The organism is Arthrobacter sp. zg-Y750 (genome assembly GCF_020907365.1).
Lineage (GTDB): Bacteria > Actinomycetota > Actinomycetes > Actinomycetales > Micrococcaceae > Arthrobacter_B.
In genome coordinates, this window is record NZ_JAJJOC010000022.1 from 62,589 (window position 1) to 76,508 (window position 13,920).

Here is a 13,920-nt window from a genome sequence, read left to right on the forward strand (position 1 = left end):
TTCCTTAGTCGTTCAGGTTGAGGTAGCCGTCAAGTCCGACGGTCAGTCCGGGGTGGGCGTCCACCTGGCGCAGCCCCAGCAGCACGCCGGGCATAAAGGAGGCACGGTCGAACGAATCGTGCCGGATGGTCAGCTGTTCGCCGGGGCCGCCCAGGAGCACTTCCTGGTGGGCTACCAGTCCGCGCAGCCGGACTGAGTGCACATGCACGCCGTCCACGTCGGCGCCGCGGGCGCCGTCGAGCTGTTTCACGGTGGCATCCGGCGACGCCGGCACACCTGCCTCGCTGCGGGCGGCGGCAATCAGCGCGGCCGTGCGGACGGCGGTGCCGGATGGGGCATCCACCTTGTCCGGGTGGTGAAGTTCAATGATTTCCACCGACTCGAAGTACCGCGCCGCCTTGGCGGCGAAGGCCGAGGCCAGCACGGAGCCCAGCGCGAAGTTCGGAGCGATGAGCACACCCGTGCCCGGCGACGCGCGAAGCAATATTTCCAGCCGGGCGAGCCTATCGGCGTCCCAGCCCGTGGTGCCCACTACGGCGTGCATGCCGTGTTCGACGGCGAAGCGGACGTTGGCCTCGGTGCTGTCCGGCACGGTGAGGTCCACGACATACTGCGCTCCGGAGGAGACGAGGGTTTCGAGCGGGTCGGTGCGGCCCAGGGCTGCAACGAGCTCCATGTCCCCTGCTGCCCGCACGGCGGCCACAGCCTCGGATCCCATGCGGCCTGCGGCGCCGAGGACCGCCACGGCAAGTTTTTCGCTCATGTGCACCAGATTACCGGTGCTCAGGGGCGGTCGCTGACGCCCACCCACTCGGTTGTGCCGTCCGTGAAGCCCTGTTCCTTCCAGATCGGTACGTTCGCTTTGACGGTGTCCACCAGCTCGGAGCAGGCCGCGAAGGCCGTGCCGCGGTGGGCCGATGCCACGGCGGCCACCAGGGCTGCGTCGCCGATGTCCAGGTTCCCGGTGCGGTGCGCCACCCAGATCCGCACGCCGTCGTACTTGGCGGCAACAGCTGCGGCAGTCTGGCCCAGCACTGATTCGGCGCTCGGATGCGCGCTGTAGCCCAGGGAGGTCACGGACTTGCCGTCGTCGTGGTTGCGGACAATGCCGCTGAAGGTCACCACGGCCCCGCAGTCCGGTGACCAGGCGAGGCGTTCCGCCTCGGCGCTGCTCAGCGGTTCCCGGGAAACTTTGGCGTTCAGGACTTGGCTAGTGTTCACGTTTTCCTTCGAGCTGGCCGCAGATGTGGCCGATGATAGGTTCCAGCACGGCCAGTCCGTCGGCCACGGCCGCCGGCGAGCCAGGCAGGTTGACGATGAAGGTCCGGCCCGCTGTGCCGGCGAAACCGCGGCTGATGGACGCCATTGGTGTGGACGCCAGGCCCTTGGCCCGGATGGCTTCCATGACGCCGGGCACGTGGCGTTCGAGCAGCGGTTCGGTGGCGTCGGGGGTGACGTCATCCGGGCTGAGGCCGGTGCCGCCGCTGGTCAGCAGCACGGACGGTTCCAGGGCGAGGATGCGCTGCAGGGAAGCGGCCACTTCCTCTCCGTCGGGCACCACTTCGGCCAGGACAATGTCATACCCCAGCGCGTAGAGCCAATCCGCTATCAGCGGACCGCATTCATCCTGGTAGGTTCCGGCGGCGGCGCGGGTGGAGGCGATCAGCACGCCGGCGGTGCGGCGCGGCGACGCGGCAGGCTGCGAGACGCTCACAGCGTCCAGTCCCCGCTTTTGCCGCCGGATTTGGCGAGCACCATGGTGTCCGTGATCCGGGCGTGCTTGTCCACGGCCTTGACCATGTCGTACAGCGTCAGGGCGGCAACGGAGGCGGCGGTCAATGCTTCCATTTCGACGCCGGTGAGGGCCTTGGTCTTCACCGTGGCCTCGACGACGACGTCGCCGCCCCGGGGCGTGAAATCCACTGTGACCTTGGTGATCGGCAGCGGATGGCACAGCGGAATGAGATTGGAGGTCTGCTTCGCGGCCATGATCCCGGCCACCCGGGCCACGGCCAGCGCGTCTCCCTTGGGCAGCCCGCCGTCGGCGATCAGCCGGACCACGTCTTCGGTGCTGCGCAGTACCGCCTGGGCGGTGGCCTGGCGCGTGGTCTCAGCCTTGGCTGACACGTCCACCATGTGAGCGGACCCGTCCTCGCGGACGTGGGTCAGTCCGGCGGGTGGTAAATCTTCGGGTTCGACGCTCACGCGGGGTCCTTTCAGTGCACGCTTGATGCGGTGGCTCGTTTAGTCCCACCGGCAATTAGTCCAACAGCAATACTGTCACTTCCGTGCCGGCCGGAACGTCTTCGATGCCCGCAGGGATGGAAACCAGGGCGTTCGAGGAGGCCAGGGCGTGGACCAGGTGCGAGCCGGGACCGCCCACGGGTTCCACCGTGCCGCCGGCATACCGTCCGCGCCGCACCTGGTGTTTGCCGGCCGGGCTGTCCAGTGCTTCGGTGAGGCGGGCCCGGATCTCCGGGCGCGGCCGCGGGGCGCCGGTGACAGTGCCCAGGGCCGGGCGCAGGAACATTTCGAAGGAGACCAGCGAGCTGACCGGGTTGCCCGGGAAGCCGAGGAACGGCACACCGTCCACGGTGCCGATCCCCTGCGGCCCGCCCGGCTGCATGGCCACGGACAGGAACCGGACATCGGCCGAGGCCAACGCCTGCCGCACCACCTCGTACGCACCCTTGCTGATGCCGCCCGAGCTGAGCACTAAATCCGGTGCGTCGGCAACCAGATCGGCGCGGAGCAGGGCGGAGAACTCCTCCGGGGAGTCGGCCAGGATCCGGGAGCGGAGCACTTGTGCCCCGGCCTGCTCCAAAGAGGTCCGCAGCAAGGTGGTGTTGGCATCGTGGATCTGGCCCGGGTCCAGTTGCTGGCCGGGTTCCCGGACTTCGTCTCCGGTGGTCAGCAGCAGCACGCGCGGGCGGGCCCGGACGGGCACCTCGGCCAGGCCCAGGCCGGCCAGCAGCCCCAGTTGCAGCGGACCAAGAACCGTTCCGGCTGCCAGCGCGAGGCTGCCGGCGGCTATGTCGCTGCCTGCGGTCCGCACAAACTGCCCGGCCGGAACAGCAGCCGGCACGTCCACGGTCCCCTGGGCATCCGGCGGAAGGAAGCGGTCGGGACGGCAGGCCTCAATCGGCACGACGGCGTCTGCTCCCGCGGGCAGCATCGCCCCGGTCATGACCGGTGCAGCGGTTCCGGGCTGCAGCGCAGCCGGGGCGGTCCCGGCGGGAATGGAGGCAGCCCGGGCCAGCCGGACCAGGCCAGCGGCCGGGGCGGTGGTGCCGGGGCCGCTATAGGGACCGGGAACGGCGTCGGGAACAAGGTCAGCCGACCGGACCGCGTAACCGTCCATTTGGGAATTCGTAAACGGCGGAAGGTTTCCCGGCGCATACATGTCCTCGGCCAGCACCCGGCCCGCGGCAGTAGCCAGCCCCACCGTCTCCCGGGCCGGCGGGTGTGCTTCGAACCAGGTAGCGAGCAGCTCCCGGACGGCTTCGCGGTGCTCGGCAACACTGCGCGCACCGTGGGCGGAGTGCTGTCCGGAAGCACTGTGCTGTCCGCCGTGCGGGACCTGCTCTGGGGCGCGGGGGGCGCCTTGTGGAAGGGGCTGCGTGGACATCTTCCTCCTAGTGGAGACGGCGGGATGGAGCATCGGGCCCGGCGCCCTGGCCTCAGCGCACCGTCACCCGAATTGTATGCAGGCCGGTGGCGCCGTCGGGAAGCACCGACCGTTTCTCGTCGGTCTGCACAGTGCCGTTGGCATCCACGGCCCGCACGGTGATGTCGTGTCCGCCCGGCGACAGGTCAACAGGAATCCGGTACTGCCGCCAGGTGTCCGCCGAAATTCCGGCGGCCAGTTCCGCGTCCTGCCAGTCGCCGTCGTCAACGCGGACCTGGACGGCACTGATTCCAGTGTGCTGCGCCCAGGCCACGCCCGCCACCGTCACTGTGCCGGCCTGCACAGGCTTGCGGCCGGGAACGTCGATGCGGGAGGACAGCTTGACGGGCCCGCGCTCGCCCCAGCCGCGTTCGGTCCAGTAGGCGGTGTCATCGGCGAATCGGGTCACCCGCAGTTCGGTCACCCACTTGGTGGCGGAAACGTAGCCGTAGAGTCCGGGGACCACCAGGCGGACCGGGAAACCGTGTTCCAGCGGCAGCGGTTCCCCGTTCATGCCCACGGCCAGCAGCGCGTCGCGGCTGTCCGTGAGGGCCTCCAGCGGGGTGGACGCGCTCCACCCGTCGTTACTGGTGGAGAGCACCATGTCCGCGCCGGGCCGCACTCCGGCCGAGGCCAGCAGCTCGCGCACCGGCCACCCCAGCCAGCGGGCATTGCCGATCAGGTTTCCGCCCACCTCGTTGGATACACACGCAAGGGTCACGAAGCTTTCCTGCAGGGGTTTGGCCAGCAGGTCCGCGTAGCTGAGCTCCACTTCGCGGTCCACCATGCCGGTGACCCGCAGGCGCCAGTTCTCCGGATCGATGGCGGGCACGCTCAGCGCCGTGTCGATGCGGTAAAAGTCCGCAGCGTCAGTCACCAGCGGAGTCAGCCCGTCCACGGCCAGTTCAGCCCCCGCCGGAATCGGTGCCGCGGCGCGGGCGGGAGGGGGCAGCCGTACAGCGTCGCGCACGGCAGCTACTCCGGCCTGCCCGCCGCGGGCAATGCCGGCCAGCGCCGCACCGAGCAGGGCCACCAGCGCTCCCCCGCCGACCGAGACCAGGACCGCCCGGCGGCTCACGGCCGCGTCAGCGGGTGCGGGCGCCGCAGCCAGGGCGCGGACACGCACGGCGAGCCAGCGCAGGACCATGACGGCGACGACGGCGGCAGCCAGCGGCGGAACAATGGAGAGGACGGCTGACTGGGGACGGGTCAGGACAGCAGCCAGCCCCGCCGCTCCGAAGGCACCAAGGATCAGTGGCCCGGCGGGCGGGCGGCGCAATTCCAGTACCCCTGCTGCAATAGCAGCGAGGGCAATGATCAGTCCCATGCCTGCCAGCAGGGCGGCTTTGTCCGCAGTGCCGAACAGGGCAATGGCTGCGTCCTTGACGGGTCCGGGAACGGCATTGATGACCACTGAGCCGACGGCCGAGACCGGGGACAGCGACGGACTCAAGAATGCCGCGAACAGTTCCCCGGCTGCGACGCCCAGGCAGGCTGCCACCAGTCCCGCCCCTGCCGCCCAGCCGCGGATCCGCCGCTGAGCGGGAGCGGGCTTACCTGCTGGACGTTCGGCAGGAGTTCCGTCCGGCTTTCCGCCGGGGGCGGGCGGCTCCGGTGCCGCCTCCGGTCCGCTCATCGCGGCAACAGCCGTCCGGCGCCGAGCCGGGCCAGCAGCAGGACCAGAAGGTACAGGGCAATGAGCATCAGGCAGATCCCCAGTGCCGCCTGCGGCTGGTTGGAGTTCAGGCTCAGCTCGATTTGCAGCGGCAGGGTGCGGGTGCGGCCTTCGATGCTTCCGGCGAAGGTGATGGTTGCCCCGTATTCACCCAGGGAGCGGGCAAAAGCCAGCAGCGCTCCGGCCACAATGCCGGGCAGCGCCAGGGGAAGGGTGATGTGGCGCAGGATGGCGGTTGGGCCGGCACCCGAGGTGGCGGCAGCCATTTCCAGGTCCCGGTCCACGGCCGAAAGGCTGTTCAACGAGGCGACCACAAAAAACGGCAGCGACACGAACACCTGGACAATCACTACGGCGGCCGGTGAGTAGCCGACGTCGAGCCCTGCTGCGCCCAACAGCCGGCCGGCAATCCCGTGCCTGCCCCAGAAATAGAGCAGGGCAATGCCGGAGACGACGGGTGAGAGTACCAGCGGGATCAGCAGGATCCCTCGCATGAGCTGTATAGCGGGCCCCTCGAGTTTGCTGAACAGGACAGCCAGCGGCAGCCCCAGCAGGACGCAGATCAGCGTGGAGATAACCGAGGTGGCCAGGGACAGCCCCAGCGCGGTCCGGGCCTGGTCCGAGTCCAGCAGGTCTGAAAGGGAGGTCCACGGGACGTTCAGCAGCAGGGCGGCAACGGGTCCGGCACACAGCAGCAGGGCGAGACCGGCCGGCAGCCAGAGCCAGCCGGGTGTGGTTGCGCGCGCTTCCCGGTCCCGCAGGGAAGTCCGAGCGCGGGCAGGGACGGAAGTATTAGGGGGCATCGGTGTGTCCTGTGCCGGCGGGGCCGAAGCCTGCCTCGGCGAGGATGGCTGCGGCATCGGAGCCGGTGAGCCATTCATAGAACGCTGCGGCACTGGCATTTCCGGCTCCTTCGGCGGTCAGGGCGGCCGGATAACGGTTTGGTGCCGGATCATCCAGCGGCAGGAATCCAACGCCCGTGCCCGCTGCTGCCAGGGCGTCGGTCCGGTAGACAAAACCGGCGTCGGCCTGCCCGGTGGACACCTTGGTCAGCACTGATCGCACGCTGTCCTCGATGCTGGGGGCCTGCAAGGCCAGGCCGGCGGTTACCAGGATCCGCTCCGCAGCCCGGCCGCAGGGAACGGAAGGAGCGCAGACGGCGGTGCGCACCGCGTCGTTCGCGGCGTCGCCCAGCGCTGCAATTCCGGCGGGATTGCCCGGCGCATAAGCCAGGACCAGCGTGTTGCTGGCCAGCACGTTTTCCTCCGCCAGCAGGCCGGATGCGCGCAGGGGGTCAAGCGATTCAAGATCAGCGGTGATCACGACGTCGGCCTGCGCCCCCGACTGCAGTTGTGCCACGAGCTGGCTGCTGGAACCAACGTTGATGCGCAGCTTCCCCCCGCCGTCGTACGCGGCGTTCAGCGTCTCCACCACGTCAGTGAGGGACGATGCGGCGAAAACGGTGACGCCGCCGTCGCCCTCTGCGCCGGAGCCGGTGGACGCACACGCGGCCGTGCACGTGGCCAGGAAAACCGCCGCGCACGCCGCCAAGGTCCTGCGGACCCGGAGAACAAAGCGCATTCATAGAGCCTAACTGTGAAAGAGCGTAACCTCGAGGGATGGGAATACAGCTGGGAATGCCTGCCGTTGGCCCTTCCCCACACGCACCGGGGACCGGATCATCACCAACTAGTACATCAGAGTCCAGTACAGCAGAATTCAGCGTACCGATGGCCCCGGTTCCGGCGGCTGCTGAAGCGCCGGCCACGGCTGTGCTGTCCCCCGGCCCCGCCGCGGCGGACGGCCTGCTGGACAGGTATGGGCGCAGGGCCACCGATATGCGCCTCTCACTGACGGACAAATGCAACCTCCGCTGCACGTATTGCATGCCCGCCGAGGGGTTGGACTGGCTGGCCAAGGACAAAGTCCTGTCACGGGACGAAATTGTGCGGCTGGTCCGTATCGGTGTGGACCGGCTGGGGGTGCGGGAGCTGCGCCTGACCGGCGGCGAACCGCTGGTGCGTGCCGATCTGGTGGACATTATTGCCGGGATCCGGGCCAACCATCCCGATCTGCCGATCTCGCTAACCACCAACGGCCTGGGCCTGGACAAAAAGGCCCAGGCACTCAAGGAGGCGGGCCTGACCCGCATAAACGTTTCCCTCGATTCCCTGCATCCGGACACTTTTGCGCAGCTGACCCGGCGGCCTTTCCTGGACCGTGTGCTGCGCGGGTTGGAGGAAGCGGCGCGGGTTGGCCTGGGTCTTGTGAAGATCAATGCGGTGCTGATGCGCGGCATCAACGACGCCGAGGCCCCGGATCTGCTGGAATGGGCCGTCAGCAACGGTTTCGAGCTGCGTTTCATTGAGCAGATGCCGCTCGATGCCGACCATGGCTGGACCCGCGACGGCATGATCACCGCCGCCGAGATGCGGAGCCTGCTGGAGCGGGACTTCGTCCTGACTCCGGACCCCCGGGAACGCAACGGTGCTCCTGCCCAGCGGTGGGAGGTCCGTCGGCGGGCCACGCCGGAAACCGTGGCCGGCACGGTGGGGATCATTGCCTCCGTCACGGAGCCGTTCTGTGCCGAGTGTGTGCGGACCCGGGTCACGGCAGAGGGGAAAGTGCGCAGCTGCCTTTTCTCCCACGAGGAAACAGACCTGCTCGCCTTGATGCGCAGCGGAGTGGACGACGACGCGGTGGTCCGGCGGTGGCAGGAAGCAATGTGGGGCAAACCGAAGGCCCACGGGATGGCCCACGTTGGGCTGGGTGCGCCCGACTATGTACAGCCTGAACGAACCATGAGCGCGATAGGTGGCTAGGTGCTGATCCGATATTTCGGCGCTGCGAAAGCGGCAGCCGGCACAGAAGAAGAAACCCTGGATGAAGGACCCCTGACACTGGGCGAACTGGCGGAAAAGCTGGGTGCAAAGTATCCGGCCGCCGGGCCCGGGGTGCCGGTGCTTGCCACCGTGATTGCGCGCAGTACGTTCCTGGTGAATGAAACCGCAGCCCAGGATCGGGCCATGCTTCTGCAGGAGGGCGACGTTGTGGATATCCTGCCCCCGTTCGCCGGGGGTTAGGCGCCCGGCAAGGGTGGAGCCGTCGACCGGTACCGATGGCCGGTTGGCGTGCTGATCTCCACAGTGTGCCAGCGGGCACATGTGGCCTTCCGGGCGGTTGGGGCATTCCGCGCAGCAGCAGTGGCCTTCCGGACCCGCGGTGTCGGCTGATCGGTGGTGCCGGGTGCCCCGATGACTGTTGCCCTCCAGCCTGGTGCCTCCTTGGCCTGGTTGCACGCCTCGCACAGCCCCTGGATATTGGCTGCCTCCGTGGGACCGTCATCACGGTTCGGCCGAATATGGTCCTGGTGCCGGATCGGCGCATCACACCACGGGGTCCGGCACATCTGGTCCCGTACCGTGATCAATCGGGCCAGGGACACCGGTACGAACCGGGCCTTCGAGTCCATGGCCAGCAACTCCCCGGAACTCGGGGCAGTGTAGAGGCGGCGCAGCCAGAATCCGGGAGAGGACTCCCCCGGTTCCCCTGACTCCCCCGGCTTCCCTGTCTTCTGAGCCCTTCGACGGGCGCCCTTGCCTACCAGGTCCCGTGCCCACGGTGCCGGAACCACCCCGTACCCGGCCAGGTATGCCGGCTCCCGATCCCCGGCCAGCAAGGTTCGGTCCGTCATCACCAACTGCACTTCCACCGGCACCTGCTCAGCCTTCGCCTGGCCCGTGATGCGTTCAACCATCGTGTCAGCCATGATCTGCCCCCGGCCACGGGAATCACCCCGGGCCCGCAACGAATCCGCCACCCGGCACAAAGCCGCATACACCGCAACACCCTGAGCCACCGGCAGCAGACCCGTCAGGTAGGTCATGGTGTCCGGAGCCGGACGGCAGGACACAAACCGGTCCGCCTCCGCCTTCGCCGCCCGCCGCACCAGCGCGGCCTGATCAAGCCGGTACGTGATCTTCCGGATCCTCGCTATCAGGCGTCCATCCCCCAATCCGTCCAGCCCGGCAGGATCCCCGGCGATTTCCTGATCTACCAGTTGCCGGTCCGCCACGGACAGGCAGGCAGTCTCGCGGACCAGCAGGGTCGCCCGCCACTCACTGATGTGGCCTTCCGAGAACGCTTTGAGCGTGCACGGCATCTCCTGGGTCAAGGCCTTCGCGAAGCCCAGGATCCGTCCGCCGCGGGCAGGAGACTCCCGCCGCGCCAAAGCCACCTGCGCTCCAACGCCCACACCATGCTTCTCCGCCGGCAGCCCGGCACGAGCATGATCAGCACGCACGGACACGTCCAACGCCGCCGCCACCCGCGCCTGCGCCGCACACGCAGCAGCCTTCAGCTCCTCCAAAGCACGGAGCCGGTCAACAAGCCCTGTATCCGAATCAGCAGCAATCGCGGCCAGCGTGTCAGGCGAAGAAAGTTCCAGCGTCAGGGCAGCTACTGCGGCAGTTGACGCCGTTTTTGGGCGCATCTCAAACGCAGCGTGCGGGCCCGCATCTGCAAGTCTTAAGTGCGGTCCGGCGCTGCCGTGAGTACCTGTTGATTCGAACATGTGTTCGATAGTAACGGCGGCAAAAGGCCGCAACAACGGTGTTTTGGGGGCTGTGGATAAAGTACTTGGACATACAGGTACCAGCATCCGGCGCGTCGACACGCGCCGCCCCACACGCCCCCTCACACCCCGCCCACAGCCCCAGGAAACAGCAAAAGCCGGGAACGCCCAGCGTTCCCGGCTTTGACGAAGTGCGGCTAGAAGCCCAATTCCGTCGCTGACTCGAAGGGTCCAACCACCGTGATGGTCCGCGGCGCCGCAGCCAGCTCAGCGGCCAGCTCCTGGACCTGCTCCGCCGTGACGGAGTGGATCCGCCGCAGGGACTCGTCAATGTCGATGAATTCGCCGCTGACCAGTTCAGCACGCCCGAGCCGGGACATCCGCGAACCGGAGTCCTCCAGCCCGAGAACCATGCCACCGGAAATCTGGCCCAGGGCCTTGGCAAGTTCCGCCGGCTCAACGCCGTCGGCCGCCAGGCGCTCAAGTTCGCTCCCGAGCAGGTCAATGACCTGCCGGGTCTTGGCAGGAGAGCAACCGGCGTACATGCCGAAGTAGCCGGCGTCGGCGTACGACGCCGAGAAGGAGTAGGTGGAGTACACCAGGCCGCGCTTCTCGCGGATCTCCTGGAACAGGCGCGAGGACATGCCGCCGCCGAGGATCGTGTTCAGCACGCTCATCGCAAAGCGCCGGTCATCCGTGGCAGTCAGCGACGGGCAGCCCATCACGATGTTCGCCTGCTCCACCGGCCGGTTGTACACGTGTACGCCCGCGGTGCCGGAGATCAGTGCGGGTTCGGTGTTGCGGCGGGGAGACGGTGTGGCTGCAGGATCAAGGTCCCAGCCGGCAGTGCGGAGAGCTTCAAAAACGAGGGTGCAGACCTGGTCATGGTCCAGTCCGCCGGCAGCAGTAACCACCAGTTCCGAGGGACGGTAGTACCGGTGGTAGTGCTCCAGCACTGCTTCCCGCGAGACGCTGCGGATGGCTTCCGGGGTACCGCCGATGGGACGTCCCAGCGGGTGGTCCCCGAGAACGGCTTCGGAGAAGCGTTCGTGGCACAGGTCCGCGGGATCGTCATTGTCCATGGCAATTTCTTCCAGGATGACGTCGCGCTCCTGCTCCAGCTCGTCCGGGTCCAGGACGGCGGAGGTGACCATGTCGGTGATGACGTCAATGGCCATGGGAAGGTCGGTGTCGAGCACCCGTGCGTAATAGCAGGTGCTCTCCTTGGCTGTGGCCGCATTGGACTCACCGCCCACCTCGTCAAAAGCCGAGGCGATGTCCAGCGCCGAACGGCGGCTGGTGCCCTTGAACAGCAGGTGCTCAAGGAAGTGGGTGGAGCCGTGCCGGCCCGCGGCTTCATCCCGCGAGCCGACCCCAACCCAGAATCCGATGGCCGTACTCCGCTGGCCGGGCATTTCCTCCGTCAGTACCCGGACGCCGCCGGGCAGCACCGAACGGCGCACGACAGCGCCTCCCGGAGTGCCGACCACGAGGGTCGGGTCGGAGGGCAAAGTGGTCAGTGGAAGCTTGACGACCGTCCCGTGTCCCTGCGAAGCGGACACGGGACGGGCACCATCGGAAAAGTCCGGCATTTACTCTGCAGACTCGGTTTCTGCTGCTTCGTCGCCTTCGGCGTCTTCAGCAACCACCGGGGAGAGCGAAAGCTTTCCGCGGTCATCGATCTTGGTGATTTCGACCTGGACCTTCTGGCCCACGGAGACGACGTCGTCGACGTTGTCCACGCGCTTGCCGCCGGCGAGCTTACGCAGCTCGGAGATGTGCAGCAGGCCGTCCTTGCCCGGGGTCAGGGAGACGAAGGCACCGAAGGTGGTGGTCTTGACGACCGTACCCAGGTAACGCTCGCCGATTTCCGGAACCATCGGATTGGCGATCGCGTTGATCGCCGCGCGGGCAGCCTCGGCGGAGCCGCCGTCGGTTGCGCCGATGAGGACGGTGCCGTCATCTTCGATGGAGATGTCAGCGCCGGTGTCCTCCTGGATCTGGTTGATCATCTTGCCCTTCGGGCCAATGACCTCGCCGATCTTATCCACGGGGATCTTCACCGAGATGATGCGCGGAGCGAACTCGGAGAGCTCGTCCGGTGCGTCAATGGCGGCCTGCATCACGTCGAGGATGTGCAGGCGAGCTTCGCGGGCCTGCTTCAGCGCTGCTGCCAGCACGGAGGCGGGGATACCGTCGAGCTTGGTGTCCAGCTGGATGGCCGTGACGAACTCGGAGGTACCGGCAACCTTGAAGTCCATGTCACCGAAGGCATCTTCGGCGCCGAGGATATCGGTCAGGGCTGCGTAGCGGGTTTCGCCGTCAACCTGGTCGGAGACCAGGCCCATGGCGATGCCGGCAACCGGTGCGCGCAGCGGCACGCCGGCGTTGAGCATGGACAGCGTGGAAGCGCAGACCGAGCCCATGGAGGTGGAGCCGTTGGAGCTGAGCGCCTCGGATACCTGGCGGATGGCGTACGGGAACTCTTCACGCGAGGGCAGCACCGGAACCAGTGCGCGCTCGGCGAGGGCGCCGTGGCCGATTTCGCGTCGCTTGGGCGAGCCCACGCGGCCGGTCTCACCGGTGGAGTACGGCGGGAAGTTGTAGTTGTGCATGTAGCGCTTGCGCGTTACCGGCGACAGCGAATCGATCTGCTGTTCCATCTTCAGCATGTTCAGCGTAGTGACGCCCAGGATCTGGGTTTCGCCGCGCTCGAAGATGGCCGAGCCGTGCACGCGGGGCAGGACCTCGACCTCGGCGGTGAGCTGGCGGATGTCCGTCAGGCCGCGGCCGTCGATGCGGACCTGCTCCTTGAGGATGCGCTGGCGCACAACCTGCTTGGTGACGGAGCGGAAAGCTGCGGAGATTTCTCCTTCGCGGCCTTCGAACTTCTCGGCAAGGGAAGCCTTGATTTCGTTCTTCAGCTCGTCGGAAGCAGCGTCGCGCTCCTGCTTGTCGGCGATGGAGAAGACCTTGGCCAGCTTCTCGGCAGCTGCAGCTTCAACGGCCTCGTACACGTCGTCCTGGTAGTCCAGGAAGATCGGGAACTCGACGGTGGGCTTGGCAGCGCGTGCGGCCAGGTCCGACTGGGCGTCGCACAGAACCTTGATGAACGGCTTTGCAGCCTCAAGGCCTTCTGCAACAACCTCTTCGGTCGGGGCGGTAGCGCCCTCGTCCTTGATGAGGTTCCAGGCGTTGTCGGTGGCTTCGGCCTCGACCATCATGATGGCGACGTCGTCACCGGCAATGCGGCCGGCAACCACCATGGAGAACACGGCGCGCTCCAGCTCGGAGTGCTTCGGGAAGGCAACCCACTGGCCGTCGACCAGGGCAACGCGGACGCCGCCGATCGGGCCGGAGAACGGCAGGCCGCTCAGCTGGGTGGACATGGAGGAAGCGTTGATGGCAACCACGTCGTAGAGCACGTCGGGGTTGATCGCCAGCACGGTGACCACAATCTGGACCTCGTTGCGCAGGCCCTTCACAAAGGCGGGGCGCAGCGGGCGGTCCATCAGGCGGCAGGCCAGGATGGCTTCGGTGGACGGGCGGCCTTCGCGGCGGAAGAACGAGCCCGGGATGCGGCCGGCAGCGTACATACGCTCCTCGACGTCCACGGTCAGCGGGAAGAAATCGAAACCTTCACGCGGGGACTTGCCGGCGGACGTGGCCGAGAGCAGGGCGGTGTCTTCGTCGATGTAGACCATTGCGGCGCCGGCTGCCTGCTGGGCAAGGCGTCCGGTTTCGAACCGGATAACGCGCGTGCCGTATTTGCCGTTGTCAATGACGGCTTCTGAGAACTGAATTTCGGGACCCTCCATATGAGAGCCACCTCCGTTTCTTCTGTGGGCGGAGGCACCCAGCACCGTTTCAAACTTCCGTCCGTACGGCCGTGCCGTACGTTCAACACCCGGTCTTCGATCGAGGTCCACGGGCTGAAATCTCCCGGAGACCACTACCGAGGACCGCGAATGCTGCGATGCTGGCTGACTCCTGCTGTTTTCTTCT

At 67.4% G+C, this 13,920-nt stretch carries 13 protein-coding genes; 2 read left to right on the plus strand and 11 right to left on the minus strand.

The features are described 5' to 3' along the window. Positions 1-4: 4 nt before the first annotated feature. The 8 genes from dapB to modA form a co-directional block, all read right to left on the minus strand. Entirely contained in the window at positions 5-763 is a 759-nt protein-coding gene (gene dapB, locus LOC57_RS14335; protein WP_227914007.1) for a 4-hydroxy-tetrahydrodipicolinate reductase, read from the minus strand. Between the two features lie 20 nt (positions 764-783). Then, positions 784-1,221: a molybdenum cofactor biosynthesis protein MoaE gene (locus LOC57_RS14340; RefSeq protein ID WP_227914006.1), complete on the minus strand. Its 438-nt coding sequence runs from the start codon at positions 1,219-1,221 to the stop codon at positions 784-786. After that, positions 1,211-1,714, minus strand: coding sequence for a MogA/MoaB family molybdenum cofactor biosynthesis protein (locus LOC57_RS14345; protein WP_229960557.1), 504 nt, complete (start codon positions 1,712-1,714; stop codon positions 1,211-1,213). The genes LOC57_RS14340 and LOC57_RS14345 overlap by 11 nt, the downstream gene beginning before the upstream one ends. After that, on the minus strand, positions 1,711-2,136 hold the full coding sequence (moaC, locus tag LOC57_RS14350) for a cyclic pyranopterin monophosphate synthase MoaC (RefSeq protein WP_229960689.1): 426 nt from the start codon (positions 2,134-2,136) through the stop codon (positions 1,711-1,713). Before moaC ends, LOC57_RS14345 begins: the two co-directional genes overlap by 4 nt. A gap of 124 nt (positions 2,137-2,260) precedes the next feature. Then, positions 2,261-3,628, minus strand: coding sequence for a molybdopterin molybdotransferase MoeA (locus tag LOC57_RS14355; RefSeq protein WP_229960565.1), 1,368 nt, complete (start codon positions 3,626-3,628; stop codon positions 2,261-2,263). A 52-nt stretch (positions 3,629-3,680) separates the two neighbouring features. Next, the gene (locus LOC57_RS14360; RefSeq protein WP_229960567.1) at positions 3,681-5,303 is read right to left on the minus strand and encodes a molybdopterin-dependent oxidoreductase; all 1,623 of its coding nucleotides are present in this window, start codon (positions 5,301-5,303) and stop codon (positions 3,681-3,683) included. Beyond that, positions 5,300-6,145 (minus strand): ABC transporter permease, encoded by an 846-nt coding sequence (locus LOC57_RS14365; RefSeq protein ID WP_227914001.1) that lies wholly within the window; start codon positions 6,143-6,145, stop codon positions 5,300-5,302. Before LOC57_RS14365 ends, LOC57_RS14360 begins: the two co-directional genes overlap by 4 nt. After that, positions 6,135-6,923 (minus strand): molybdate ABC transporter substrate-binding protein, encoded by a 789-nt coding sequence (gene modA / locus LOC57_RS14370; RefSeq protein ID WP_229960570.1) that lies wholly within the window; start codon positions 6,921-6,923, stop codon positions 6,135-6,137. Before modA ends, LOC57_RS14365 begins: the two co-directional genes overlap by 11 nt. Positions 6,924-6,961: 38 nt before the next feature. Here modA and moaA point away from each other — a divergent pair, with 38 nt between their 5' ends. Continuing rightward, positions 6,962-8,164: a GTP 3',8-cyclase MoaA gene (gene moaA, locus LOC57_RS14375; RefSeq protein ID WP_442860191.1), complete on the plus strand. Its 1,203-nt coding sequence runs from the start codon at positions 6,962-6,964 to the stop codon at positions 8,162-8,164. Next, positions 8,165-8,425 (plus strand): MoaD/ThiS family protein, encoded by a 261-nt coding sequence (locus LOC57_RS14380; protein ID WP_227913998.1) that lies wholly within the window; start codon positions 8,165-8,167, stop codon positions 8,423-8,425. Here the strand turns inward: LOC57_RS14380 and LOC57_RS14385 are convergent. The 3 genes from LOC57_RS14385 to LOC57_RS14395 all read right to left on the minus strand — a co-directional run bounded on the left by LOC57_RS14385 (position 8,422) and on the right by LOC57_RS14395 (position 13,733). Continuing rightward, the gene (locus LOC57_RS14385) at positions 8,422-9,834 is read right to left on the minus strand and encodes an HNH endonuclease (RefSeq protein ID WP_229960578.1); all 1,413 of its coding nucleotides are present in this window, start codon (positions 9,832-9,834) and stop codon (positions 8,422-8,424) included. The two genes, LOC57_RS14380 and LOC57_RS14385, sit on opposite strands and share 4 nt — an antisense overlap. A 278-nt stretch (positions 9,835-10,112) precedes the next feature. Continuing rightward, positions 10,113-11,507: a M16 family metallopeptidase gene (locus tag LOC57_RS14390; protein WP_227913995.1), complete on the minus strand. Its 1,395-nt coding sequence runs from the start codon at positions 11,505-11,507 to the stop codon at positions 10,113-10,115. Beyond that, positions 11,508-13,733, minus strand: coding sequence for a polyribonucleotide nucleotidyltransferase (locus LOC57_RS14395; protein ID WP_227913994.1), 2,226 nt, complete (start codon positions 13,731-13,733; stop codon positions 11,508-11,510). Positions 13,734-13,920: the final 187 nt, after the last annotated feature.

Bases quoted from the DNA above. Each gene is read 5' to 3' on its own strand.
- dapB (WP_227914007.1), bottom strand. From the start codon at position 763: ATGAGCGAAAAACTTGCCGTGGCGGTCCTCGGCGCCGCAGGCCGCATG.
- moaC (WP_229960689.1), bottom strand. From the start codon at position 2,136: ATGGTGGACGTGTCAGCCAAGGCTGAGACCACGCGCCAGGCCACCGCC.
- LOC57_RS14355 (WP_229960565.1), bottom strand. From the start codon at position 3,628: ATGTCCACGCAGCCCCTTCCACAAGGCGCCCCCCGCGCCCCAGAGCAG.
- LOC57_RS14360 (WP_229960567.1), bottom strand. From the start codon at position 5,303: ATGAGCGGACCGGAGGCGGCACCGGAGCCGCCCGCCCCCGGCGGAAAG.
- LOC57_RS14365 (WP_227914001.1), bottom strand. From the start codon at position 6,145: ATGCCCCCTAATACTTCCGTCCCTGCCCGCGCTCGGACTTCCCTGCGG.
- modA (WP_229960570.1), bottom strand. From the start codon at position 6,923: ATGCGCTTTGTTCTCCGGGTCCGCAGGACCTTGGCGGCGTGCGCGGCG.
- moaA (WP_442860191.1), top strand. From the start codon at position 6,962: ATGGGAATACAGCTGGGAATGCCTGCCGTTGGCCCTTCCCCACACGCA.
- LOC57_RS14385 (WP_229960578.1), bottom strand. From the start codon at position 9,834: ATGCGCCCAAAAACGGCGTCAACTGCCGCAGTAGCTGCCCTGACGCTG.
- LOC57_RS14390 (WP_227913995.1), bottom strand. From the start codon at position 11,507: ATGCCGGACTTTTCCGATGGTGCCCGTCCCGTGTCCGCTTCGCAGGGA.
- LOC57_RS14395 (WP_227913994.1), bottom strand. From the start codon at position 13,733: ATGGAGGGTCCCGAAATTCAGTTCTCAGAAGCCGTCATTGACAACGGC.